The sequence below is a fragment of the Pseudoxanthomonas sp. PXM03 genome (assembly GCF_014852005.1).
GTDB lineage: Bacteria > Pseudomonadota > Gammaproteobacteria > Xanthomonadales > Xanthomonadaceae > Pseudoxanthomonas_A.
Genome location: NZ_JACVAU010000002.1, coordinates 942,836 through 967,189, shown reverse-complemented (window position 1 = coordinate 967,189; position 24,354 = coordinate 942,836). Strand labels below are relative to the sequence as shown.

The window sequence follows — 24,354 nt, the reverse complement described above, 5'->3', positions numbered from 1 at the left end:
TTCTCCCGCCAAGGCTAGCGCGCGAGCAAAAAAGCCTGGCGCTGCCCTCACTCGGGCTGACGCATGAAGCGAAAAGCCTCGTTCTTCTCTCATCAAGCCTGGCGTGCCAGCCGAACAGCCTCTCTCTACTCACACATAGCCTGACGCGACAGCCAAAAAGCCTGGCGCTTCTCTCATCCGGGCTGACGCACGAGGCGAAAAGCCTCGTTCCTCTCTCATCAAGCCTGACGCGTCAGCCGAACAGCCTCTCTCTACTCACACATAGCCTGACGCGGCAGCCGAAAAGCCTGGCGCTTCTCTCATCCGGGCTGGCGCACGAGGCGAAAAGCCTCGTTCCACTCACACATGGGCGGGTGGCTCAGGCAAAACGTCCCGCGGGCGGCGGCGGTCACCTCGCCGGGCTCCGCAGCAGATCCTCAAGCGCCGTCTCCAGCGTGGGAAAGCGGAACGTGAACCCCTCTGCCAGTGCATGCGCGGGCAGCACGCGTTGGCCGGTGAGCAGAAGCTGGGCCATTTCACCGAAGCCGAGGGTCAGCGCGAAGGCCGGCGTGGGCAGTACGGCGGGGCGATGCAGGGCCTTGCCCAGCGCGCGTGCGAAGTCGCGGTTGGTCACCGGCGCGGGTGCGGTGCCGTTGTAGGCGCCGCCGGCCTGATCGCGTTCCAGCAGCCATTGGACCAGGCTGACCAGGTCGTCGCGATGGATCCAGCTCATCCATTGCCGGCCATCGCCCATCGGTCCGCCCACTCCCATGCGGAACGGGGGCAGCATCTTCGCCAGTGCCCCGCCCTCGTTGCCCAGCACGATGCCGGTCCGCACGCGGCAGGTGCGGACATCCAGGCTTTCGGCCTGCATCGCTTCGGTTTCCCAGTCCAGGCACAGGCGTGCAGCGAAGTCGTCGCCGGGGGCGGCGGATTCGTCCAGCGCCACGTCGTCGCGCGGGCCGTAGTAGCCGATCGCCGAGCCGGATACCAGCACGCGCGGGCGCGCGGCCTGGCGCGCCATCCACGCGATCAGCGCCTGCGTGGTACCGATGCGCGAAGCCCGGAATGCCGCCTTGCGCTCCGCGTTCCATCGCCCGGCCATGAGCGGCTCCCCGGCCAGGTTCACGACCGCTTCCACTCCGCTGGCCTCCTCCAGCGTGGCGAGCGTGTCCACGCCCGGCAGCTGCGCGCGGGCGCGGGCAGGGTTGCGCGTCAGCACGCTGACGGTGTGGCCGGCCTGCAGCAGGCGGGCGCAGAGGGCCTGGCCGATGAAGCCGGTACCGCCGGTGATCAGGACGCGCATGCAGCGGGACTCGTGAGGGTTGCCTCCAGCTTACGCAGGTGTGCGTGTTGCGGATGTGGAACGGACCGTCGGCGGCGATCGGCGATGATCCGGCATGCGGGTCATTACACTGTCGGCATGGCTTCGCTACCCCTGCTCCTGCTCCCCGGTCTGCTGTGCGATGAGCGCTTGTGGCATGCGCCCGCTGAAGCCCTGGCCGATGTCGCGGCGGTGCATCACGCCGACCTGACCCGGGACGACAGCGTCGCCGGCATGGCCGCGCGCGTGCTGGCCACGGCGCCGCCGGTGTTCGCATTGGCGGGGTTGTCCATGGGCGGCTATGTCGCGTTCGAGATCCTGCGCCAGGCGCCGCAGCGCGTTGCGCGGCTGGCGTTGCTGGACACCAGTGCGCGCCTGGATCCGCCGAAGCGGCTCGCCGTGCGGCGGGCGGGGCTGGCGATGGCCGAGTCCGGGCGTTTCGCGGGGGTCACCCGCAAGCTGCTGCCGCAGCTGGTGCACGAGAGCCGGGTGGACGACGCCGTGGGCGCGGAGGTGATGGCCATGGCGCAGCGTGTCGGCCGCGATGCGTTCCTGCGCCAGCAGCGCGCCATCATCGATCGTCCGGATTCCCTGCCGCTGCTGCCCACCCTCGCCGTGCCGACGCTGGTCGGCGTGGGCGAGGACGACCGCATGACGCTGCCGGAAGAATCCCGGATCCTGCACGAGCGCATTCCGGGCGCGCGGCTGCATGTGTTCGCGCGCTGCGGGCACCTGCCTCCGATGGAAGTCCCGCAGGAAACCTCGACGGTCCTGCGCGACTGGCTGCTGGCCGCATGAGTCGCCGCACGCGCATGCACGCCATGGCCGTGCGCAGGGCGGACAATGCGCGGGAACCTCTTCTTCTTGACTGACCACACGGGAGTACACATGGAACTGGCGATGATCGGGCTGGGGCGCATGGGCGCCAACATGGCCGAGCGGCTGGTACGCGGCGGCCACGCGGTGCGCGGCTACGATCCGGGCGATGCCGCGCGCCAGCAGGCGGAGGCGCGCGGCATCGTCGCGCACGCCAGTCTGCAGAACGCGGTGTCGGCGCTGCCCACGCCGCGCGTGGTGTGGCTGATGGTGCCGGCCGGGCACGTGGTCGACGACACCCTGGACCAGTTGCGTCCGCTGCTGTCGGCGGGCGACATGGTGATCGATGGCGGCAACTCCAACTACAAGGACAGCCAGCGCCGTGCCGCGCAGCTGGGCGACGCCGGCATCCACTATCTCGACTGCGGCACCAGCGGTGGCGTGTGGGGCCTGGCGGAAGGCTACAGCCTGATGATCGGCGGCGACGCCGGCGCGGTGGAGCAGCTGCGCGCCGTGTTCGCCACGCTGGCGCCTGCGCCGGACAGTGGCTGGGGCCGGGTGGGTCCGAGCGGTGCGGGCCACTTCGCCAAGATGGTCCACAACGGCATCGAATACGGAATGATGCAGGCGTACGCCGAGGGCTTCGCCATCCTGAAGAAAAAGCAGGAGATGGCGTTCGACCTGGGGGCGCTGGCCGACATCTGGCGCGATGGCAGCGTGGTGCGCTCGTGGCTGCTGGATCTGACGGCCGATGCGCTGAAGAAGAATCCGGAGATGCAGGGCATCGCGCCTTACGTGGCCGATTCGGGCGAAGGCCGCTGGACCGTGGCCGAGGCCATCGACCTCAATGTCTCCGCACCGGTGATCACGCTGTCGCTGCTGGAACGCCTGCGCTCGCGCGATGACGATTCCTATGCCGACAAGCTGCTGGCGGCGATGCGCAACGAGTTCGGCGGGCATGCGGTGAAGCAGGGCTAGGCTCACCTGGCCTTATCGCAGGCGAGGCTAGTCTGGCCGCATCGACACGAGGGAAACGCCGATGAAGATCCTGATGGTACTGACGTCCCACGATCGCCTGGGCGATACCGGGCACAAGACCGGCTTCTGGCTGGAGGAATTCGCCGCACCTTACTACGTGTTCAAGGATGCGGGCGCTGAGGTCGTACTGGCGTCGCCGAAGGGCGGGCAGCCCCCGCTGGACCCGAAGAGCGACGCACCCGATGCGCAGACCGCCGCCACCGTGCGCTTCAACGAGGATGCGGACGCACTGTCCGCACTGGCCGGCACGCTGCGCCTGAAGGACGTGGTGGATGGCGAGTTCGATGCCGTGTTCTATCCGGGCGGGCATGGTCCGCTGTGGGACCTGGCCGAGGATGCCGATTCCATCCGGCTCATCGAGCAGGCGTTCTCCGCCGGCAAGCCGGTGGCGGCGGTGTGCCATGGGCCGGCGGTGTTCCGGCACACGCGCGGCGCCCTGGGCGAACCGCTGGTGAAGGACAAGCGCGTGACCGGCTTCTCCAACGAAGAGGAAGCGGCGGTCGGTCTGGTCGACGTGGTGCCGTTCTCGCTGGAAGACGTGCTGAAGAAGAACGGCGGGCACTACGAGCGCGGCGCCGTGTGGCAGTCGTACGTGGTGACCGATGGCAGGCTGGTGACGGGACAGAATCCCGCCTCGTCCGAAGCCGCGGCCGAGGACGTGCTGCGCCTGCTGCGCTGATGTGTTCACGGCCGCTTACCGCGCCGGGACTAGGGTGGGGCCATCCGCACGGAGCCGAGCCATGACGCACGCGCCACAGCACCTCTACACCCGCCAGGACGACATCGCCCGCATGGAGGCGCTGATCCTGCAGTTGCCTGACGAGGCGATGGTGGAGTTGAAGCTCACCGATGGCGGCTCCATCACCGGCATCGTGCCGGTGCGGCCCAGCGTGCAGGTGTTCCGCGACGGCGAAGGCCATGAAGGCTTCAATGCCGTGGTCCGCATCGACGACGGCAAGCGCCCGGAGGTGGCGCATTACCTGTGGCTGGACCGTATCGCGTCGGTGACGGCGCTGGGTTCGGCCTGATGCCGCACCTGCCGTCCGCCGACATCGCCTGCCCGTACTGCGGGGAAGTCATCACGCTGGTCGTGGATGATTCGGCCGGCGACCAGCGCTACATCGAGGACTGCCACGTCTGCTGCAAGCCCATCGAAGTGCGGGTGAGCGTCGACGACGATGGCGTGGTCGAGATCGACGCATGGGGGCAGGACGAGGCCTGATCCGTTGACGCGGTGTTCGCACCGCCGCGCCTAGGCTCGCAGCATTCCGTCGGGAGCGCGTGCCATGGTGCCGATCCGCTGCCTGTTGCCGGTGCTGCTGCTGGGCTGCCTCTCCTGCAACGGGCGTGCGCAATCGCCGGCCGAAACGGGGCCGCAGCCCACGTTGCCGGCGCCGCAGGAGCGCTGGATTCCCACGGTGAACGTGGCCCCGGCCGTGGGCTGGCCGGAGGGTACTGCGCCGACGGCCGCGCCCGGCCTGGACGTCACCGCGTTCGCGCGTGGGCTGGACCATCCGCGCTGGCTTTACGTCCTGCCGAACGGCGACGTGCTGGTTGCCGAGACCCATGCGCCGCCCAAGCCGGCGCAGAAGAAGGGCCTGCGCACCTGGTTCATGCAGCGCGCGATGAAGAAGGCAGGTGCGGCCACGCCCAGCGCCAACCGCATCAACCTGCTGCGCGACGCCGACAGCGATGGCGTGGCGGAGCTGCGCACGGTCTTTCTCACCGGCCTGTTCTCGCCGTTCGGCATGGCGCTCGTCGATGGACGGCTCTACATCGCCAATGCCGATGCCATCGTCAGCGTGCCGTACCGCGAGGGACAGACCGCCAGCGACGCGGCACCGGTGAAACTCGTCGACCTGCCCGGCGGCCCGCTCAACCATCACTGGACCAAGAGCCTGCTGGCCAGCGTGGACGGGCGCCATTTGTATGTCGGCGTGGGCTCCAACAGCAATGTCGGCGAGAACGGCATGGCGATGGAAAACGACCGCGCCGCGATCCTGCAGGTGGACGTGGCGACCGGCGCGCGCCGCGTGTTCGCCTCGGGCCTGCGCAATCCGGTGGGCCTGGCGTGGGAACCGCAAGGCGGCGCGCTGTGGACCGTCGTCAACGAGCGCGACGAACTCGGCGACGCGCTGGTGCCGGACTACCTGACGTCGGTGCGCGAGGGTGCGTTCTACGGATGGCCTTACAGCTACTACGGTGGCCATGTCGATGCACGCGTGCAGCCGCCGCGCCCGGACCTCGTGGCGCGGGCGATTGCGCCGGACTACGCGCTGGGCGCGCACGTCGCCGCGCTGGGACTGGCCTTCCACGATGGGGCGGGCTGGCCGGCGGCGCTGCAGGGCGGTGCCTTTATCGGCGAGCACGGGTCCTGGAACCGGCGTGAGCCGGCCGGTTACCGGCTGGTGTTCGTGCGTTTCGCCAATGGACGCCCGCAGGGCGCACCGGTCGATGTGCTGACCGGCTTCCTCGACGCCAACGGCAACGCGCGTGGCCGGCCCGTGGGCGTCGCCGTGGATGCGCGCGACGGCGTGCTGCTGGCCGACGACGTGGGCAACGTGGTCTGGCGCGTGGCTCCGGCCGCGCGACCGTAACGCGCGTATCGCGGCGGGCGGGCGTATGCTCCGCCTCGGTCCGACAACCAACCCTGGGGAGGGGAGATGAACACGACCAACACTGTTGCATCCAAGCGTCCGCTCGGTTTCTGGATCATCGGCGCGTTCGCGCTGGTCTGGAACCTGATCGGCGTGGCCATGTGGTACCTGCAGGTGAACATGTCCGCCGAGCAGTTGGCGGCGATGACCGAGCCGCAACGCCAGGTCTACGAAGCGACACCCGGCTGGCTCAACATCGCCTTCGCCGTGGCGGTGTTCGCCGGCGTGCTGGGCGCGCTGGGACTGCTGCTGAAGAAGCGCTGGGCAGGCACGATGTTCCTGCTGTCGTTGGTCGCCCTGCTGGTGCAGATGATCGGCGCCTACGTGGTGACGCCGGCCTGGGCGGCCTATGGGCCGGTGGGACTGGTGATGCCGGCGGTGCTGCTGGTGATCGCGCTGTTCCTGTGGCGGTACGCCGACAAGGTGAAGGCGCGCGGCTGGCTGTCGTGACGTGTTTTCCCCTCTCCCTGCACAGCGGGGAGAGGGTGCCGAAGGCGGGTGAGGGGCGACGAAGCCCGTGCTCTTGATGCCGACGGATCGTATCCAGGATCGGATTCAAGACGCGAAGCGATTCGTCGCCGCGCTCGCCCCTCATCCGGCCTTCGGCCACCTTCTCCCCGCCGTGCGGGGAGAAGGACATCAAGCCTCGACATCCTCCAGATCCACGCCGATGAAACCGCCCGACTGGCGGCGCCACAGCGCGGCGTACAGGCCGTCTTGCTGGAGCAATTCCTCGTGGCTGCCGCTTTCGATCACGCGGCCGCCATCCATCACCACGAGGCGGTCGAGCACGGCGATGGTCGACAGGCGGTGCGCGATGGCGATGACGGTCTTGCCTTCCATCAGTGCGTACAACTGCTCCTGGATGGCGGCTTCGACTTCCGAATCCAGCGCCGAGGTGGCTTCGTCCAGTACCAGGATCGGTGCGTCCTTCAGCAGCACGCGCGCGATGGCTACGCGTTGGCGCTGCCCGCCGGACAGCTTCACACCGCGCTCGCCCACCTGCGTGTCGTAACCGCTGCGGCCCTTGGCATCGGTCAGGCCGCGGATGAACTCGTCGGCGTGCGCGCGTTCGGAGGCCTGCAGCAGTTCCTCCTCGGTCGCATCGGGGCGGCCGTAGCGGATGTTGTCGCGGATCGAGCGATGCAGCAGCGAGGTGTCCTGGGTGACCATGCCGATGTTCCGGCGCAGCGATTCCTGGGTGACGTGCGCCACGTCCTGGCCGTCGATCAGGATGCGCCCGCCTTCCACGTCGTAGAAGCGCAGCAGCAGGTTCACCAGCGTCGACTTGCCGGCGCCGGAGCGGCCGACGATGCCGACCTTCTCGCCCGGCTTGATCACCAGCGAAAGGTCGTCGATCACCTTGGCCTCGCGGCCGTAGTGGAACTTCACGTGGTCGAAGCGGATCTCGCCGTGCGCGACGTCCAGATCCTTCGCGTCCTTCGCATCGGCAATGGCCAGCGGCTGCGCCAGCGTGCCCATGCCGTCCTCGACCGTGCCGATGTTCTCGAACAGCCCGGCCACTTCCCACAGGATCCAGTCCGACATCGAGCGGATGCGCATCACCAGCGCGATGGCCACCGCGATCGCGCCCATCGAGATCGACGCCTGCAGCCACGCCCAGATCGCCACGCCGGCGATGCTGGCCAGCAGGAAGGCGTTGAGCGTGTGCAGGGCGACGGTCAGTTGGGTGACCAGCCGCATCTGCGCGTGCACGGTGACCATGAACTCGTCCATCGCGCCGCGCGCGTAGTCCTGCTCGCGCATGGTGTGGGCGAACAGCTTGATGGTCTGGATGTTGGTGTAGCTGTCGACGATCCGACCGGTCATCTGCGCACGCGCATCCGACTGCGCCATCGAGACCTTCTGCAGGCGTGGCACGAAGTGGAACACCAGCAGCAGGTAGCTCACCAGCCACACGACCAGCGGCAGCACCAGCCACACGTCGGCCTGCGCCACCAGCACCACGGTGCCGACGAAGTAGACGACGACGTAGACGAACACGTCCATCAGCTTCATCACCGTTTCGCGGATCGACAGTGCGGTCTGCATGACCTTCTGCGAGATGCGGCCGGCGAACTCGTCCTGGAAGAAGCCCACGCTCTGCCGCAGCAGGTACCGGTGCGACAGCCAGCGGGCGATCATCGGGTAGTTGCCGAAGATGGTCTGGTGGATGATCAGCGACTGCACCAGCACCAGCAGCGGGTAGGCCACCACGACCAGCAGGCCCATCCACAGCAGCTTCTGCCCATGCACCTGCAGGAAGCTGTCGCGGCCCGTGCTGCCCATCCAGTCGACCAGCTGGCCCATGTAGTCGAAGAAGGTGATCTCCAGCGCGGAGATCACGCCGGTCAGCACCGACATCGCGATCAGCCACGGCAGCAGCGGCCGCGAATAGTGCAGCAGGAACGGCAGCAGCTTGCGGGGCGGAGTGGCGGGTTCGCCCTTGGGATACGGATTGATGCGGGTTTCGAAGAATCGGAACATCGGTCTGTCCATGGCAGGTGCCGCCGTCACGGCGCACCGGTGAGTGGGGTTTGCGTGCTCAGCCCGCGGGATACGGCCAGGCCGCGCGTGCCTGGCGCAGCGCATGCCCGTACCACGCCAGCTGGTCCAGCATGCGCCGCGCCGCACGCTCGCTGGCATCGGCGTCGTGCGGTCGGCCGCCGGAGTCGAAGCGGCTCCAGGCCTGGGTGAAATACACGCCGTCGCGGACCGGTGCAGCGTGCAGCCCGCTGAAGACCTGTCGCAACTGCTCCACCGCACGCGAGCCGCCGCTGAGCCCGCCATACGCGACGAAGCCGACCGGCTTCGCATGCCAGTGCGAGGCGACCAGGTCGATCATGTGCTTGAGCGCGGCGGGGTAGCCGTGATTGTACTCCGGCGTGACCACGACGAAGGCGTCTGCGCGCCAGATGCGTTGTTGCAGATTCACCAGGTCCACGCTCGGCGCGCCCCCGTGCCGATGCGGCAGGTCGAGCATGGCCGGATCGATCGCATCGACGGCGTAGTCGCGGCGCTGCGCCAGCAGGCCGCGCAGCCAGTCGGCCACGGTGTCGCAGAAGCGGCCTTCACGCGTGCTGCCGTACAGCAGGGCGAGGTTGAGGGGTGGCGTCATGCCGGTCCACGTATTGCCAGGGGAGAGGCGGGCAGGGTAGAACCTCAAGCAATCTTGAGGTCAACCCGCCATGCCTGGAAAACAGCATCCGCCCATCGAAACGGAACTCACCGTCGGCCAGGTGGCCGCGCGTTCCGGCGTCGCGGTCTCCACCCTGCACTTCTACGAAGCGAAGGGACTGATCCACAGCTGGCGCAATGCGGGCAACCAGCGCCGCTATCCACGCGAGGTGCTGCGCCGCGTGGCCGTCATCAAGGTCGCGCAACGCACCGGCATTCCGCTGGCGGAGATCCAGTCTGCGTTGTCCTCATTGCCCGACAACCGCACGCCCACCGCCGCCGACTGGAAGAAGCTCTCCGCGCGCTGGCATGCCGCACTCGAGGCCCGCATTGCCAGCCTCACCCGCTTGCGCGACCAGCTCGACGGTTGCATCGGCTGCGGCTGCCTCTCGTTGAAGGCGTGCCCGTTGCGCAATCCGTGGGACGAACTGGGCGAGGAGGGCCCCGGTGCCCGGTTGCTGGAAGCGGACGGGTAAGCGGGATGGGAGATGTCCTATGCTGCGCGGGCGCCAAGGTTGGCGCCGCATAGGAGGACGCATGAAGAAGTGGATGCTGTGCTTGTTGTTTGTCGTGGTGTCGCCCGTATTCACTGCCGCCGCCGCGCCGGCCAGCGAAGCCTCGGTGCGCGAGCTGCTGGACGTCACGAAGACGCGCCAGATGCTGGACCAGGTGTATGCCCAGATGGACGCCATGTACGCGGGTTCGATGCGCCAGGCGTTCGGGGGCACGTTGTCCGCCGAACAGCAGGCCCGCGTCGACCGGCTCAGCACGCGCATGATGGCGTTGATGAAGAAGGAGTTGTCCTGGGAGGTGCTGGCGCCGATGTACGTCGACATCTACGGCAAGTCGTTCACCGAGGACGAGGTGCAGGGCATGCTCGTGTTCTACCGGACGCCAGCCGGGCAGGCCGTGGTCGACAAGATGCCGGTGGTCATGCAGCACTCGATGGAGGCGATGCAGTCGCGCATGGGCAGCCTGATGCCCGAGATGCAGAAGCTGCTGGCCGAGGAGCTGGAAAACGCCCAGGCAGAGCCCGAGGCGACGGCACCGCATGGTGGCCACTGAGCACACGGGCGGACGGGACCTTGCGCTGTTCGACTTCGACGGCACGCTGACCACGCGCGAGACGTTTCCGGATTTCATGCGCCATGCCGTCGCGCGTTCGCGGCTGCTGGTCGGCAGCGTGCTGCTCGCGCCGGTGGTGTTCGGCTACCGGCGTGGCTGGGTGGCGGGCAATCCCACCCGGGCCAGCATCGTGCAGGTGGGACTGCGCGGCGTGGATGCGGAACGCCTGCGGGCGCAGGGCGCAGCCTTCGCGCATGACGCGCTGCCCGGGGTGCTGCGGCCGGAGGCGATGGCGCGACTGGCGTGGCATCGCGAGCGTGGCGACCGCATCGTGGTCGTCTCGGGCGGGCTGGACGTGTATCTCGCCCCGTGGTGCGCGACACACGGCGTCGACCTGCTGTGCTCGGTGCTGGCCGAACGGAATGGACGCATTACCGGCTATGCCGGGCCGCAATGCGTCGGCGAAGAAAAGGTGCGCCGCGTGCACGCGCTATGCGATCCAAGGGCGTATGCCGCCATCCATGCCTACGGCGATACGCCTGAAGACCAAGCCATGCTGGCGATGGCGCACCATCGGACGTATCGCGGCAAGGCGGTGGCCTGAATCTGCGTTCCTGTAGGAGCGACGTGAGTCGCGACCGCACGCCATCCGCAACACAGGATCCCGGGCGCGCTCCCGACATGTCGTCCGGGTGAGCGCAATGCACCTGGTGCCTTGGGTGATCCGGCCATGCGGTCGCGACTCGCGCCGCTCCTACAGGGAAGCAGTCAGCCCAGCGGGATCGCGCGCTGCTCCTCGCTGCTTTGCACGCCCGACTCGATCAGGCGCATCACGTCCAGCGCTTCCTGGGTCGTCACCGGGGGCGCGGTGCCCAGCAGGATCGCATCGCGGATGCCGCCGTAATAGCGGCGATAGTCGCCGGCCTCGGCCTGCGCGACGCCGGCGACGAGACGGCCTTCGCGTTCGGCCACCAGTTCTCCCGCACGCGTATCCACGCCCCAGCCCGGCGCGCCCGGCACCACGCCGGCACGCAACTGGTCTTCCTGCACGTCCAGCCCGTGCTTGAGGTAGCTGCCGCGCGTGCCGTGCACCGCGAAGCGCAGGCCGTTGCCGGCGACGAGCGCGGACGCATGCAGGAGTGCGCGGTGGTGCGGATAGCGGAGCGTGACGTCGAAGTAGTCCGGTGCGCGCGCGCCGTCGCGCAGGCGGGCGATGTCGGCCGTGATCGACTCGGGAACGCCGAACAGCTGCACTGCCTGGTCCAGCAGGTGCGGGCCCAGGTCGTACCACAGCCCGCCGCCGGGTTCGTCGCGCTCGCGCCAGCGGTCCTGCACGGCGGGGCGGAAGCGGTCGAAGTGCGAGTGGAATTCGGCCACGCGCCCGATCGTCCCTTCATCGATCAAACGCTGCACGGTCAGGAAATCCGCATCCCAGCGACGGTTCTGGAACACGCTGACCACGCGCCCCGCGTGCGCCGCGGCCGCCACGACCTCCCGCGCCTCCCGCAACGTGAGGGTGAACGGTTTGTCCACCACCACATGCTTGCCCAGGCCGAGCGCCGCGATTGCCAGCGGTGCGTGCGAGTCGTTCGGAGAGGCGATGACCACCAGGTCCACGGCGGGATCCGAGAAGGCAGCGTGTGCATCGGGAGTGACATGCGTGCGGGGCCAGTCGGCGTGCACCTTGCCGGCGTCGCGCGAAACCACCGTATGCAGTGCGAGGCCGGGCGTGGCCTGGATCAGGGGTGCGTGGAACACCTTGCCCACGAAGCCGTAGCCGACCAGTGCGACGTTGAGTGTGTCAGTCATGCGGACAATTCCAGAAGCCAGTGGACATGGTAGGTGCAACGCGCGCGTTGATCACGCGTCCACCTGCATGAACGTCACGCAACGCTTAACTGAACAGTACGTATCCTCTTCACGTGCGCTGTACCCCCGCGCCCCGACACTCCGAACGCACCACGAAAGGAGAAAGAACCATGAACCATGTACGCACACGTTCGATGTTGACCGCCGCTCTGTCGACGGCCCTGTTGTTCTCCAGCGCCCATGTGCTGGCCGACAATCCCCCCAACGAGCCCGAGGAGAACACGCAGAACGACTCCTCGCAGCCCGTCAACGACACCTGGATCACCACCAAGGTGAAAGCCGACCTGCTGGCCACGGAAAACGTGTCCGGCCTCGACATCAAGGTCGAGACCGTCAATGGGGTGGTGACGCTCACCGGCGCCGTTTCCAACCAGGCGCAGAAGGACAAGGCCATCGCAGTGGCCAAGCAGATCAAGGGCGTTTCCAAGGTTGACGCCGGCGGCCTGACACTCGCCGCGAAGTAAGCCGCGGTTCCGAGGTGTGGCACGGAGCGGATGTACTCCAGCGTAGGGTGCATCCGCTCCTCTGTTTCTGGCGTATGCCTTCCACCTTTTTCATCCATCAAGGGCGTGACCGATGAACCGCCGACACCTGGGTCCGATCACCGTTGCCGCGCTGCTGGCGTGCAGCATGTTCTCCGTGCAGGCCGCCGCGCCCGTCACCTCGGTGCCACAGCTGGACATCTCGCGCTATGCCGGACAGTGGCATGAGATCGCGCACCTGCCGATGGCATTCCAGAAGCAGTGCGTGGGCGACATCACCGCGCGCTATTCGCTGGATGCGCCGGGGAAGATCGGTGTGCTCAATGCGTGCAGGACGAAGGACGGCAGCATCGACCAGGCCCAGGGCGTGGCACGTGCGGTGGAAGGTCACCCGGGTCGGCTGGAGGTCCGCTTCGCCCCCGAATGGCTGTCATGGCTGCCCTGGGTATGGGCGGACTACTGGGTGATCGCGCTCGACCCGGAGTACCAGTGGGCGATGGTGGGCGAACCCGGCCGCGACTACCTGTGGATCCTGTCGCGCGAGCCGTCGATGGAGCGCGCGCAGTTCGAGCAGCTGAAGGCGAAGGCCGAAGCGATGGGTTACGACCTGGCCCCGTTGATCATGGCGGCGCCGCTGAGATAGAAGACGCATGTTGCCGTTGTAGGAGCGACGTGAGTCGCGACCGCACGGCGTGATGGTCTTTGTAGCGCCAGTACCCGCCGCGCTTGCTGTGGATTCGCTGGAGCCTCCGTTCTCGCGGTCGCGACTTACGTCGCTCCTACAAAAGTCGGAACGTCAAAGCCGGTGCGTATAGCGGAACTGCAGGAAGTTCTCGCCCGGGTTCGGCTTCTCGATGCGTGCGTTGGAGAAATGCTGGAAGCGCAGCGACCATTCGTGCTGGCGATCCGCGCCGAAGGCCTTGCCCACGGCGATGTGGTCGCCGAAGTTGAAGGTGGTGCCGAACTCTTTCTTCCGTGTGTTGTACTTCGGGAAGATCACGTTCACGCCGATGCCGCCTTCGACGAACCAGCCTTCGCTCCAGCCATTCGGACGCCAGCGCAGCGCGGGCGTGAAGCCGACCTGCGTGCTGTTGTCGCTGTCGCTGTGCCAGCGGCCGATCTCGCCCTGCCACTGGCCGCTGACGTGGCCGTAGCGGTACTGCTTTTCCCAACGCCAGTCGCGGCTCGCGCCGACGGTCAGCGCGTGCGCGTCTTCGGCGACGCCGCCCTGCACGAACCAGGCCGCGCGCGGCTCGGCGGCGGTGGCGGTACCGGCGGCAAGTGCCAGCAGGCCGGCCAGGGACCAGCGGCTCAGCAAGGGAAGGGGGAAGGGGCGACGGGCGCGTGGGGGGGTGACGGCAAGGTTCTGGTTGGACACGGACACACTCGATCAAGGGGAACAAGCCGCGCCCGTGGGCGCGGCGGTACATTTTCCAGGTTGGGTCAGGGCGAGTGAAGGCGACGCGTCAGGCTCAGGGCTGCGCCGCCAACGCGGGGGCCACGTCCTGTTCGCCCCAGCCGCCCAGCGATTTGTAGATCGCCACCACCCCGACATTCACGCCTGCCTCTGCCTGTGCCAGCGCGTCGTCGGCGGCCAGCTGGGTACGCTGCGCGTCCAGCAGGGTGAGGAAGTCGGACGAGCCGGCACGATACCGGACTTCCGCCAGTTCTGCTGCACGGCGCGCGGCAACGGATTGTTCCAGCCGGAATTTCAGCTGTGCCTGCTGCTTGGCATAGGACAGCAGTGCGTTTTCCGTTTCCTCCAGGGCACCCAGCACGGTCTTTTCGTACTGCGCCGCCACGCCATCGGCCTGGGCTTCGCTGGCACGCAGGCGTGCGCGCACGCTGCCCATGTCGAACGCGGCCCAGCTGATCGAGGGCGTGACCTGCCAGGCCCGGTTGTCGCCGCTCACCAGGTTGCCCCAGCCGCCGGACAGGAAGCCGATGAAGCCGCGCAGGCTGACCCGCGGGAACAGATCGGCCGTTGCCACGCCGACGCGGGCCGTGGCCGCCGCCAGGCGACGTTCGGCCGCGCGCACGTCGGGGCGCTGGCGCAGCAGTTCGGTGGTGTCGCCGATCGGCAGGGCCTTGGCGAACGCCGGGGCCTCGCGCGGGGCGAGCAATGCGTCCAGTTCACCCGGGCGCTTGCCCACCAGCACGGCGAGCCGATGCCGCGACTGGCCTTCGCTCGCTTCCAGTGCGGGCACGTCGGCTTCCACCGCACGCACGCGCGCCAGGCTGCTCTGCACTTCCAGCTGGCTGCCGGCGCCCAGGTCGAAACGCGATTCGGTCAGGCGCTGGGTGTCGCCCAGCGTCTCCAGAATGCGGCGCGCCACCTCCAGCCGCTTCTGCGTACCGCGCAGTTCGAAGTAGTTGCGCGCCACCTCCGCAGCCACGCTCACCTGCGCGGCCTGCAGGTCATTGCGCTGCGCCTGCAGGTCCGCGTGCGCGGCTTCGGTATTGCGGCGCACGCGACCGAACAGGTCCAGCTCCCACGCGGCGTCGAAGCCGGCGGAGTAGCTGTCGGTCTCCACGCGGCCCTGTCCTTCCACGGGCTGCTTGGTGCGCGTGCCTTCCACGCCGGCGGTGACATGCGGGGCCAGGTCCAGGCGGCGTTCGGAGAACACCGCGCGCGCTTCGTTGACGCGCGATATCGCGATGCGTACGTCGGGATTGGCCAGCAGCGAATCGCGCACCAGCTGGTCCAGCACCGGGTCGTCGAACTGGCCCCACCACGTGGCGACCGGATGGTCCGCCACGTAGCCGGCCGATGCCGCATGCTGCAGTGCCGCCGGTGCGGTTTGCGGTGCGGTGTAGTCGGGGCCCACGGTGACGCAGCCGGCGAGCAGCGCGGCTGCCACGCCCAGCGTGAGGGAACGGATCACCATGGCAGCACCTGGTCGAAGTAGAAGTAGCCGCCGGTCGGGCCGTCGTTGCCGATCAGGGCCAGCTGCACGCTGGTGCGCGCGCCTTCCGGCACGGACAGTTCGCCGTTCTGCTGGTCGCCGGACTTGTTCATGTCGGTCTGCACGTAGCCCGGATGGATGGTGTTGACCTTGATGCCGGTGTCCTTCAGCTCGTGCGCCAGGTGGATGGTCCACGCGTTGACCGCGCTCTTGGAGACGTTGTACGCCGGCACGCCCTTGAACTCGTAGATGAAGGACGCCGGGTTCTGATGCTCGGACAGCGAACCCAGCAGGCTGGACACGTTGACGATGCGGCCCGCGTCGGACTTGCGCAGCAGCGGCAGGAAGGCCTGCGTGGTTTCGATCAGGCCGAACACGTTGGTGTCGAACGTGGTGCGCCAGGTCTCCAGCGACTGGCCGGACACGCCCTTGGTCATGTCGTCGACCATGATGCCGGCGTTGTTGACCAGGATGTCGAGCTTGCCGTGGCGCTGTTCGATCTCCTTCACGGCCGCGGCGATGCTGGCCGCGTCGGTGACGTCCAGCGCGATGGCTTCCACCGGCAGGCCCTGGGCCTGCAGGTCGAGCGTGGCTTCGACGGCCTTGTCGCGATTGCGGCCGGCGAGGATGGTGTGCACGCCGGCTTCGGCCAGCTGGCGGACGGTTTCACGGCCGATGCCGCGGGTGGCGCCGGTGACCAGCGCGATCTTGGATGACGTGTTCATGGCTTTGCCTCGTGATGGGGGGAAGGGTCAGGAATGGGCATGTGCATCGGCGTTGGCCGGCGCATGGGAAACGAGCGGACGGTTGGCCAGCTTGCGCAGGGCCACGTAGAACACCGGCGTCAGGAACAGGCCGAACAGGGTGACGCCCAGCATGCCGGCGAACACCGTGATGCCGGTGATCGAGCGGACTTCGGCGCCGGCACCGCTGGACAGCACCAGCGGCACGGTGCCGGCGATGAAGGCCACCGACGTCATGATGATCGGACGCAGGCGCAGGCGACAGGATTCCAGTGCTGATTCGACGATGCCCTTGCCCTGCAGCTCCAGCTCGCGGGCGAACTCGACGATCAGGATGGCGTTCTTGCACGCCAGGCCCATCAGTACCACCAGGCCCACCTGCACGAACACGTTGTTGTCGCCACCGGCCAGCCACACGCCGAACAGGGCGGACAGCAGCGTCATGGGCACGATCAGGATCACCGCCAGCGGCAGCGTCCAGCTTTCGTACAGCGCGGCCAGCACCAGGAACGCCAGCAGCACGGCCAGCGGGAACACCACCAGCGCCGCGCCGCCCTGCGTCATCTGCTGGTAGCTCAGATCGCTCCAGCCGATGCCCATGCCGGTCGGCAGCACCTGCTGCGCCAGCTCGGCGACCTTGGCCATGGCTTCGCCGGAGGACAGCACGCGCGGATCGGCGTCGCCCAGCAGGTCTGCGGCGGGATACCCGTTGAAGCGGATCACCGGGTCCGGGCCGTAGGTCTGCTTGACGCTGACCATGCTGCCGATCGGCACCATCTCGCCATTGCCGTTGCGGGTACGCAGATTGGCGATGTCCTCGACGTTGTCGCGGAACGGACCGTCGGCCTGGGCGATCACCTGCCAGGTACGGCCGAACATGTTGAAGTCGTTGACGTAGGCCGAACCGAGATAGGTCTGCAGCGTGTCGAACAGCTCGGTCAGCGGCACGCCCTGCGCCTTCGCCTTCACCCGGTCGACCTCGGCATCCAGCTGCGGCACGTTGGCCTGGTAGCTGCTGATCGGGAAGCCCAGGCCCGGCGTCTGCGACGCCGCGCCCTGGAACGCCTGCACGGCGTTCTGCAGTTCGCCATAGCCCAGGCGGGTGCGGTCCTCGATGAACAGCGACCAGCCGGAACCATTGCCCAGGCCCTGGATGGGCGGCGGCATGAAGGCGAAGGTGAAGCCTTCCTGGATGGTGGAGAACTTTTGGTTGAGTTCGGCGGTGATCTCCTCGGCCGAACGCGAGCGCTCACCGAAGGGGTCGAGGGTGAAGAAGATCACACCGTTGTTGGGTGTGTTGGTGAACTGCAGCGGGTTGAGGCCCGGGAACGCGATCTCGCTGGCGACGCCGTCGACTTCGTTGGCGAGTGCCGCCATCTTCTTGAGCACGGTGTCGGTACGTTCGATCGAGGCGCCTTCCGGCATCTTCACGCCGGCGATCACGTACAGCTTGTCCTGCACGGGAATGAAGCCCGCCGGCACCGCCTTGAACATGAGGCCCGCGCCGATCAGCAGCACCATGTAGACCGCGAACACCGCACCGCGCTTGCCGAGCGCGCGGGACACCGCGCCTTCGTAGCCCTGCGAGCTGCGGTTGAAGAAGCGGTTGAACGGACGGAACAGCCAGCCGAACAGGCGGTCGATCAGCCGCGACGGGCCGTCCTTCGGCGCATGGTGCGATTTCAGCAACTTGGCGGCCAGCGCCGGCGACAGGGTCAGCGAGTTGATCGCCGAGATGACCGTCGAGATGGCGATGGTGACGGCGAACTGCTTGTAGAACTGGCCGGTCACGCCGGTCAGGAAAGCCATCGGCACGAACACCGCACAGAGCACCAGCGCGATGGCGATGATCGGGCCGGAGACTTCCTTCATTGCCAGGTGGGCCGCTTCCAGCGGCGTGGCGCCGAGTTCGATGTGGCGCTCGACGTTCTCCACCACCACGATGGCGTCGTCCACCACGATGCCGATGGCCAGCACCAGGCCGAACAGGGTCAAGGTGTTGATCGAGTAGCCCAGCAGGTACAGCACGGCGAACGTACCGACCACCGAGACCGGCACCGCCAGCAACGGGATGATGGAGGCGCGCCAGGTCTGCAGGAACAGGATCACCACCAGCACCACCAGCAGGGTGGCTTCCAGCAGGGTCATGACGACGGACTTGATGGAGTCGCGGACGAAGATGGTGGTGTCGTAGATCGACTGGATCTCCACGCCCGGCGGCAGCGTGGGGCGGATCTCGTCCATCTTGGCGACCACGGCGTCGCGGATCTCCAGCGCGTTGGCGCCGGGGGCCTGGAAGATGCCGATGGCCGAGGCGTTCTTGCCGTCCAGGCGGGCGCGCAGGGTGTAGTCGCCGGCCGCCAGTTCGATGCGGGCGACATCGGCCAGGCGCACGATCTCGCCGTCGGTGCCGCTCTTCAGCACGATGTTGCCGAATTCCTCGACGGTTTCCAGACGGCCCTTGGCGTTGATCGGCAGCAGGAAGTCGCTGCCGTTCGGCATCGGCTCGGCACCGAGCTGGCCGGCCGAGACCTGCACGTTCTGTTCGCGCACGGCGCGCAGCACGTCGCCGGCGGTCATGCCGCGGGCGGCCACCTTGTCGGGGTCCAGCCACAGGCGCATCGCGTAGTCGCCGCCGCCGAACTGCTGCGCATCGCCGACGCCCTGGATGCGAGCCAGCTCATCCTTGACGTGCAGGCGCATGTAGTTGCGCAGGTACAGCGAATCGTACTTGCCGTCCTTCGAGGTCAGGTGCACGACCATGAGGAACACGGGCGACTGCTTCTGGGTGGTGACGCCCTGCCGGCGCACGTCCTCGGGCAGGCGCGCCTGCGCCTGCGCCACGCGGTTCTGCACGCGCACGGCGGCTTCGTCGGGATCGGTGCCCGGCTTGAAGGTCACCGTCAGCGACAGCACGCCATCCGAGCCGGCGACGGACTTGACGTACATCATGTCCTCGACGCCGTTGATGGCTTCCTCCAGCGGCGTGGCAACGGTTTCGGCGATCACCTTGGGGTTGGCGCCGGGGTAGACCGTACGGACGACGACCGACGGCGGTACCACTTCGGGGTACTCGCCGATCGGCAGCAACGGGATCGAGATCAGGCCGGCGGCGAAGATCACGATCGACAGCACGGCGGCGAAGATCGGCCGGTCGATGAAGAATCTTGAGAAGTCCATGGGTGGATTTCCTGGAAAGAAGAAAGAGCGTCCCCGTCGCCTGCCAGGGGAGTGGCAGGCGTGGGGTCAATCAGGGCAATGCGCGGAGCGTCAGTTCTTGGCGACGGCCTGGGTCGGCGGCACTTCGGCCGCCCCCATCACCACGGCCTTGGCCTGCACCGGCATGCCGGGGAAGAAGACCTTCTGCACGCCGCTGACGATCACGCGGTCGCCGGCCGACAGGCCCTTCTCCACGATGCGCAGGCCGTCGGCCATGCGGCCGACCTGCACGTCGCGGCGCTGGGCCTTGCCTTCCTTGTCCACCACGTAGACGTACTTGCGGTCCTGATCGGTCAGCACGGCCTTGTCGTCCACCAGCGCGGCCTTGAATTCACCGCTGCCCAACAGGCGTACGCGGGCATACAGGCCGGGGGTGAAGACGCGGTCGGCGTTGTCCAGCAGCGCGCGGGCGCGGATGGTGCCGGTGCTGCGGTCCACCTGGTTGTCGAGGAAGTCGACCACGCCCGCATGCGGGAAGTCGGTTTCGTCGGCCAGCGCCACCTGCACGGGCACCTTGCCGTCGCGTTCGCTGGGACGCTCGCCCTTGCGGGCCATCTCGGCGTAGCGCAGGAAGGCGCGTTCGTCGGCATCGAAGTGCACGTGCACCTTGTCCAGCGAGACGACGGTCGTCAGCACGCTGGCGGCATCGCCGGCGCTGACCAGGTTGCCGGCGGTGACCAGCGCACGACCGGCGCGGCCATTGATGGGGGCGCGCACCTGGGTCCATTCCAGGTTCAGGCGCGCGCTTTCCAGCGCGGCCTGTGCGGCGGCGACATTCGCCTGTGCCTGGTCGGCGTTGGCGCGGCGCTGTTCGTATTCCTCGGTGGACAGGGCCTGCAGGTCGGACAGGCGCTTGGCGCGCGAGGCCTCGCTGCGGCCGAGTTCGGCCAGGGTGCGGGCGCGTGCCAGTTCGGCCTGCGCGCGTGCCAGTTCGGCACGGTAGCTGCGCGCGTCGATGGTGAAGAGGACGTCGCCCTTCTTCACTTCCTGGCCTTCGGTGTAGTTGACGCGATCGATGTAGCCGGACACGCGCGGACGCAGGTCGACGTGCTCGATGGCCTCGACGCGGCCACTGAATTCGTCCCACTGGCTGACCGACTTCACGGGTACGGCCGCGACGCTGACCTCCGGCGGGGGCGGTGCGCCGTGTTCGGCGGCCTGTCCGCTGCAACCGGCCAGCACGGCAAGGGCGAGCGCACTGAACGCACCCAGCGCCAGCAGGCGGCGGGCGCGCGGGGGAGTGGGGAGATTCGTGTTCATGGGTGGTGGTCTCTTGGGGGAGAGGAGGAAACGGGGGCCAAGACTGCGACCTGAAGTCAGGTTGAGGTCAAGCGGCGGATCGGATCGATGCAGGTGGAGACGGAGCGATGCGGTGTGGCGTGACAGTCAGGCGGAAGCGCGGCCATTGCGCCGGGCGCCGGCGACGGCCCACAACGCGTCCTCGAAGTCGCACGCCACGGTCTGCTCCGGCGGCTTGGCGTCGCGTGCGGACCAGGTGACGATGGATTGCGAAGAGCGGCCAGTACGCGTCAGCAGCGACACTGCGCTGCGTCCGACGGCCAGCGCATCGGGCCATTCCGCGCACGCGTTGATCGCGTTTTCAGGCGTGCATACCGGCTTGTCCACCGACAGCAGCTGCACGCGCACGCCGAGTGCATGCGCTTCTTCGTGCAGCACCTGCGCCAGCATGCGCATCGCGGCACCGGTGACCGAGGCATGGCCATAGCCCGACCAGCCGCGCTCCGCATACGGCCCGCCGATCAGCACGTAGTTGGCGGCGGTCTGGCTTTCGGCCAGCACCGGCAGCAGGTGGCGAGCGGCGGCGAGATGGGGGATCAGGTCGGCTTCAAGCTTTTCCAGCAGGAACGATGCCGGGCGATCCAGCAGGCGTCCGCTCTGCAGCGGCGTGCCCATGCTGGCGAACACCGCACGCAGCGGGCGACCACGTTCGCGTACCTGCTCGGCCAGGCGTGCGGCATCGCGGTCGTCGTGGATGCAGGGGGAATGGATCAGCTCCAGTCCGGGCTCGTCCTCGAAATGCTCCGCCAGCGCACTCATGCGCGGGCCGTCGCGACCGACGGCCAGCACCGGGCTGCCGGCTTCGAGCAGCGCACCGACCACGCCGAATCCGACGTTGCCGCCTGCGCCCAGCACCAGCGCGCCCGGGGTGAGGGTGTCCTTCATCGTGTTCACTGCTTGCTCCGCATCGAAAGCGGTGCGATACGCGCGCTGGCACCGGCCGCCTTCACCCGCAGGCGCAGACGATCGCCATCGGCCAGATGGCGGGGCAGCGTGAACTCGCGGAAGCCGGTGGCCTTGCTTGCGAACGGCAGGCGCACGGCGGACCGACCCGTCGCGGGGGAGGATGACGACGGGTCGGCCGGCCTGCGGAAGCGTTCGGCCAGCGCACGCGCAACGGCACGGAGCCAGCGCATGGCGGCACTCGGAAAGGAAAAGGGCATGGGCGCCAGTCTGGCGACCGGTGCGCTGATCGCGATATCCGGATCCTGTTGCGCGATTGCCTGATCCTGCATGCCCTCGAGGGCGGCGGCCACGAACGCCTGGCAGGTGCCAAGGCGCAGCGCGGGGGCGCTGCGGTCATCGGCATCGGGGGCGACGCCGTTCGTCGGAAGGCGACGGGCTAGTGTCCCGCTCATGGGATGAATCCTCCCGCGACCGGGATAATCCCGGCCAGCGAGGCAAACCCGCCCATGCGGCGTCCACCACCCAGCACGCCACCACGCTGCGACCGCGGCGCGGCCACGTGGCCCGGCAGATCCCGCAACAACAGGCTTTTTCCGCGACGGAAAGCGCGTGGTGCCGGGGCTTCCTGCGGATCTTCGGGGTGTTCCAGGGATTGGAAGAGGCGGGCGAACAGCATGGGGGCGGTACCCGGTGGAGGACGATGGGCGCAACGTTACGCCCCCAATGAGGACTTGATTAGTCCTGATTTAGGGGAATAATCATCCCGTCAGCGGGCCAATGTGCCCTTCGTCCTCTGGAGTCATACGATGAGCCACGATCTCAACGACACCCTGATCTTCGTCAAGGTGGTGGAGCAGGGCAGCTTCATCGCCGCTGCCAATGTGCTGCGCCTGCCCAAGACCACGGTCAGCCGCAAGGTGCAGGAGCTGGAGACGCGCCTCGGCGCGCAACTGCTGCACCGGACCACGCGCAAGCTCGGCCTCACCGAAGCCGGCAACGTCTACTACGAACACTGCCAGCGCATCGCGCGCGAATTGAACGAGGCCGCGAGTGCGGTCAGCCAGCTGCACGCCGGTCCCCGCGGCTGGCTTCGCTTCACCGCGCCATACTCGATCGGCATCGACAAGATCTCGCCGCTGCTGGGCGAATTCCATGCGCAGTATCCCGAGATCCGCGTGGAGATGGTGCTCGCCAACGACACGCTCGACCTGATCTCCGGCGAGATCGACGTGGCGCTGCGCATAGGCAGCCTGCCGGATTCCAACCTCGTCGCGCGCCGGCTGAGCACCCTGCGCACGCAGGTGTATGCCAGCCCGAAGTACCTGGCGCGTTATGGCGAGCCCCTGCATCCCGACGACCTGCAGCACCATCGCGTGCTGGCCATGCAGAAGCACCGCCGCGGCAACGGGTGGGCGATGACGCTCAGTGATGCGAACGGCGAGCGCGACTACCCGATCAACCCCATCCTGGTCGCGAACGACCCGGCCGCGCTCAAGGGCGCATTGCTGTGCGGGGAGGGATTGATGCTGGGCGCCGATGTCATGGTGAAGTCGTACCTGGAGCAGGGCCACCTGCAGCGTGTCCTGGCCGGCTGGACCGGGCAGGAGTACGAGTTCAACGCGGTCTTCCCGCGCGGCCACGTGCAGTCGCCGAAGGTGCGCGCGTTCGTCGATTTCCTGGTCGAGCGGATGAAGTTCGACGTGGACTACATGATGGAACACTGCCCGGTCTACCTGAAGCAGCAGGCCGAAGCGCGCGCCGCCGCCGGGACGGCGCCCGAGGCCGAAGCTGCAGCAGCGGTGGGGCGCAAGGTGCTGGCCGACGTGCTGAGTTGACGACGGCAGCCACGCAACGTCGTCCCAGCGTTCGCTGCATCCCATTGGCGTTTGCGGCTGCTCCCGCAGCTTGCGAGCACGAGCAAAGGCAAGCTGGGTCCCGGCGTTCGCCGGGACGACGGTGGATGCGGTCGGGTTCCGGCTAACGATTCCCGAACGCAAGCCGGCGTGCGGCTGGCTAGGATGGAGGCGCATCGCCGGAGCTGGGTTGTCGCGCCATGGATGGACCACCGCACCGCGTCTGCCACCTGACCAGGAATCCGAACGATGAACAAGCTGATGACAGCATCGATGGTGCTGTGCCTCGCGGCCTGCGCGCCATCGGCGCCCGAGGTGGATACCCGGGCCACGCCCGCGGCGGCGCCCGCGCAGGCGGCGGTGGTCAAGACGGCGGCACCTCCCGCCGAGGTTGCGGACGATCCTGCGGCGGTCAACCAGACGATCGATGAAGTGCTGGGCGAGCACGCGCGCTATGAAGCCGTGATCCGCCAACTGCAGCAGGCGGTCGCAGCGAACGACGCGGCGGCCGTCGCCGCGCTGGTGGACTATCCGTTCTCCACCGTGCGGGAAGGGCAGCCGATGAAGGTGGCGGATGCCGAAGCGTTCGTGCGCGACTACGACAGGATCATGCTGCCGGCCATCGCCGAGGCCATCACGCGGCAGAAGTATTCGCAGTTGATGGTCAACTACAAGGGCGTGATGTTCGGCAACGGCGAAGCCTGGGTGAACGGCATCTGCAAGGATGACGCGTGCAAGGATGTCGACGTGCGCGTGGTGGCGCTGCAGCCGACGTCCTGATCCGATCATCGCCCTTGCGAACTAAGGTCCCTGTAGGAGCGACGCGAGTCGCGACCGCACGGTGTAAGCGCCGGGAAGCGCCCAATCGGCAGGAACAGATCGAATGACGATGTTCCTTTGTTTGTCTTAGTGGGTTCGGCTTACGTGCGCCGATAGCGTGCGGTCGCGACTCACGTCGCTCCTACAGGGGATTAAGAAAGGGCGGCCAATGGCCGCCCTTCTTCTTGACGCATCGTGCTTC

General features: G+C 67.8%; 26 protein-coding genes. 14 read left to right on the top strand and 12 right to left on the bottom strand.

All coding sequences use genetic code 11. The annotated features are described in order from the left end of the window. Positions 1–388: 388 nt before the first annotated feature. Positions 389–1,285, bottom strand: coding sequence for a TIGR01777 family oxidoreductase (locus IB223_RS13370; protein WP_192202194.1), 897 nt, complete (start codon positions 1,283–1,285; stop codon positions 389–391). A 117-nt stretch (positions 1,286–1,402) separates the two neighbouring features. On the opposite strand from IB223_RS13370, the gene IB223_RS13365 reads away from it, so the two are divergent. The 7 genes from IB223_RS13365 to IB223_RS13335 all read left to right on the top strand — a co-directional run bounded on the left by IB223_RS13365 (position 1,403) and on the right by IB223_RS13335 (position 6,264). Next, entirely contained in the window at positions 1,403–2,101 is a 699-nt protein-coding gene (locus IB223_RS13365) for an alpha/beta fold hydrolase (protein WP_192202193.1), read from the top strand. Between the two features lie 90 nt (positions 2,102–2,191). Continuing rightward, positions 2,192–3,097, top strand: a complete 906-nt coding sequence (gene gnd / locus IB223_RS13360; protein ID WP_192202192.1) for a phosphogluconate dehydrogenase (NAD(+)-dependent, decarboxylating) — start codon at positions 2,192–2,194, stop codon at positions 3,095–3,097. Positions 3,098–3,158: 61 nt separating this feature from the next. Beyond that, positions 3,159–3,836 carry a type 1 glutamine amidotransferase domain-containing protein gene (locus IB223_RS13355; protein ID WP_192202191.1) on the top strand — a complete coding sequence of 226 codons (678 nt, stop codon included), beginning with the start codon at positions 3,159–3,161 and terminating at the stop codon, positions 3,834–3,836. A gap of 61 nt (positions 3,837–3,897) precedes the next feature. After that, entirely contained in the window at positions 3,898–4,185 is a 288-nt protein-coding gene (locus tag IB223_RS13350) for a DUF3247 family protein (RefSeq protein WP_192202190.1), read from the top strand. Beyond that, complete coding sequence (locus IB223_RS13345; protein WP_192202189.1) at positions 4,185–4,379, top strand: CPXCG motif-containing cysteine-rich protein; 195 nt, start codon at positions 4,185–4,187, stop codon at positions 4,377–4,379. Before IB223_RS13350 ends, IB223_RS13345 begins: the two co-directional genes overlap by 1 nt. Before the next feature lie 64 nt (positions 4,380–4,443). Next, on the top strand, positions 4,444–5,754 hold the full coding sequence (locus IB223_RS13340) for a sorbosone dehydrogenase family protein (protein ID WP_192202188.1): 1,311 nt from the start codon (positions 4,444–4,446) through the stop codon (positions 5,752–5,754). Between the two features lie 66 nt (positions 5,755–5,820). Continuing rightward, complete coding sequence (locus tag IB223_RS13335; RefSeq protein ID WP_192202187.1) at positions 5,821–6,264, top strand: hypothetical protein; 444 nt, start codon at positions 5,821–5,823, stop codon at positions 6,262–6,264. A 189-nt stretch (positions 6,265–6,453) separates the two neighbouring features. Here the strand turns inward: IB223_RS13335 and IB223_RS13330 are convergent, their stop codons facing one another. Together IB223_RS13330 and IB223_RS13325 are read right to left on the bottom strand one after the other, a co-directional pair. Continuing rightward, the gene (locus IB223_RS13330; protein WP_192202186.1) at positions 6,454–8,301 is read right to left on the bottom strand and encodes an ABC transporter ATP-binding protein; all 1,848 of its coding nucleotides are present in this window, start codon (positions 8,299–8,301) and stop codon (positions 6,454–6,456) included. Positions 8,302–8,359: 58 nt separating this feature from the next. Next, on the bottom strand, positions 8,360–8,932 hold the full coding sequence (locus IB223_RS13325) for an NAD(P)H-dependent oxidoreductase (protein WP_192202185.1): 573 nt from the start codon (positions 8,930–8,932) through the stop codon (positions 8,360–8,362). A 70-nt stretch (positions 8,933–9,002) separates the two neighbouring features. On the opposite strand from IB223_RS13325, the gene soxR reads away from it, so the two are divergent. From soxR to IB223_RS13310, 3 genes are all read left to right on the top strand, one after another. Beyond that, positions 9,003–9,467 (top strand): redox-sensitive transcriptional activator SoxR, encoded by a 465-nt coding sequence (soxR, locus tag IB223_RS13320; RefSeq protein ID WP_192202184.1) that lies wholly within the window; start codon positions 9,003–9,005, stop codon positions 9,465–9,467. 61 nt (positions 9,468–9,528) lie between these two features. Further along, positions 9,529–10,056 (top strand): DUF2059 domain-containing protein, encoded by a 528-nt coding sequence (locus IB223_RS13315; RefSeq protein WP_192202183.1) that lies wholly within the window; start codon positions 9,529–9,531, stop codon positions 10,054–10,056. Beyond that, entirely contained in the window at positions 10,043–10,660 is a 618-nt protein-coding gene (locus IB223_RS13310) for an HAD family hydrolase (RefSeq protein ID WP_192202182.1), read from the top strand. Before IB223_RS13315 ends, IB223_RS13310 begins: the two co-directional genes overlap by 14 nt. A gap of 164 nt (positions 10,661–10,824) precedes the next feature. Here IB223_RS13310 and IB223_RS13305 read toward each other — a convergent pair whose 3' ends face one another. Further along, complete coding sequence (locus IB223_RS13305) at positions 10,825–11,865, bottom strand: oxidoreductase (RefSeq protein WP_192202181.1); 1,041 nt, start codon at positions 11,863–11,865, stop codon at positions 10,825–10,827. Positions 11,866–12,035: 170 nt separating this feature from the next. Here IB223_RS13305 and IB223_RS13300 point away from each other — a divergent pair, with 170 nt between their 5' ends. Continuing rightward, positions 12,036–12,389 (top strand): BON domain-containing protein, encoded by a 354-nt coding sequence (locus tag IB223_RS13300; protein WP_192202180.1) that lies wholly within the window; start codon positions 12,036–12,038, stop codon positions 12,387–12,389. A gap of 112 nt (positions 12,390–12,501) precedes the next feature. Further along, on the top strand, positions 12,502–13,050 hold the full coding sequence (locus IB223_RS13295; RefSeq protein ID WP_192202179.1) for a lipocalin family protein: 549 nt from the start codon (positions 12,502–12,504) through the stop codon (positions 13,048–13,050). A gap of 153 nt (positions 13,051–13,203) precedes the next feature. Here IB223_RS13295 and IB223_RS13290 read toward each other — a convergent pair whose 3' ends face one another. The 8 genes from IB223_RS13290 to IB223_RS13255 all read right to left on the bottom strand — a co-directional run bounded on the left by IB223_RS13290 (position 13,204) and on the right by IB223_RS13255 (position 22,156). Continuing rightward, complete coding sequence (locus IB223_RS13290) at positions 13,204–13,785, bottom strand: acyloxyacyl hydrolase (protein ID WP_192202178.1); 582 nt, start codon at positions 13,783–13,785, stop codon at positions 13,204–13,206. Positions 13,786–13,879: 94 nt separating this feature from the next. Continuing rightward, on the bottom strand, positions 13,880–15,295 hold the full coding sequence (locus IB223_RS13285; protein WP_192202177.1) for an efflux transporter outer membrane subunit: 1,416 nt from the start codon (positions 15,293–15,295) through the stop codon (positions 13,880–13,882). Next, the gene (locus IB223_RS13280; protein WP_192202176.1) at positions 15,289–16,038 is read right to left on the bottom strand and encodes an SDR family oxidoreductase; all 750 of its coding nucleotides are present in this window, start codon (positions 16,036–16,038) and stop codon (positions 15,289–15,291) included. Before IB223_RS13280 ends, IB223_RS13285 begins: the two co-directional genes overlap by 7 nt. 27 nt (positions 16,039–16,065) lie before the next feature. Next, complete coding sequence (locus tag IB223_RS13275) at positions 16,066–19,236, bottom strand: multidrug efflux RND transporter permease subunit (RefSeq protein WP_192202175.1); 3,171 nt, start codon at positions 19,234–19,236, stop codon at positions 16,066–16,068. A gap of 90 nt (positions 19,237–19,326) precedes the next feature. Continuing rightward, the gene (locus tag IB223_RS13270) at positions 19,327–20,535 is read right to left on the bottom strand and encodes an efflux RND transporter periplasmic adaptor subunit (protein ID WP_192202174.1); all 1,209 of its coding nucleotides are present in this window, start codon (positions 20,533–20,535) and stop codon (positions 19,327–19,329) included. A gap of 126 nt (positions 20,536–20,661) precedes the next feature. Further along, positions 20,662–21,459, bottom strand: a complete 798-nt coding sequence (locus IB223_RS13265; protein WP_192202434.1) for an SDR family NAD(P)-dependent oxidoreductase — start codon at positions 21,457–21,459, stop codon at positions 20,662–20,664. Between the two features lie 5 nt (positions 21,460–21,464). Further along, positions 21,465–21,932 (bottom strand): hypothetical protein, encoded by a 468-nt coding sequence (locus tag IB223_RS13260; RefSeq protein ID WP_192202173.1) that lies wholly within the window; start codon positions 21,930–21,932, stop codon positions 21,465–21,467. Beyond that, complete coding sequence (locus tag IB223_RS13255; protein WP_192202172.1) at positions 21,929–22,156, bottom strand: hypothetical protein; 228 nt, start codon at positions 22,154–22,156, stop codon at positions 21,929–21,931. Before IB223_RS13255 ends, IB223_RS13260 begins: the two co-directional genes overlap by 4 nt. Before the next feature lie 130 nt (positions 22,157–22,286). Here IB223_RS13255 and IB223_RS13250 point away from each other — a divergent pair, with 130 nt between their 5' ends. Then, positions 22,287–23,315, top strand: coding sequence for a LysR family transcriptional regulator (locus IB223_RS13250; protein WP_192202171.1), 1,029 nt, complete (start codon positions 22,287–22,289; stop codon positions 23,313–23,315). 267 nt (positions 23,316–23,582) lie between these two features. Continuing rightward, the gene (locus IB223_RS13245) at positions 23,583–24,113 is read left to right on the top strand and encodes a hypothetical protein (protein WP_192202170.1); all 531 of its coding nucleotides are present in this window, start codon (positions 23,583–23,585) and stop codon (positions 24,111–24,113) included. Positions 24,114–24,354: the final 241 nt, after the last annotated feature.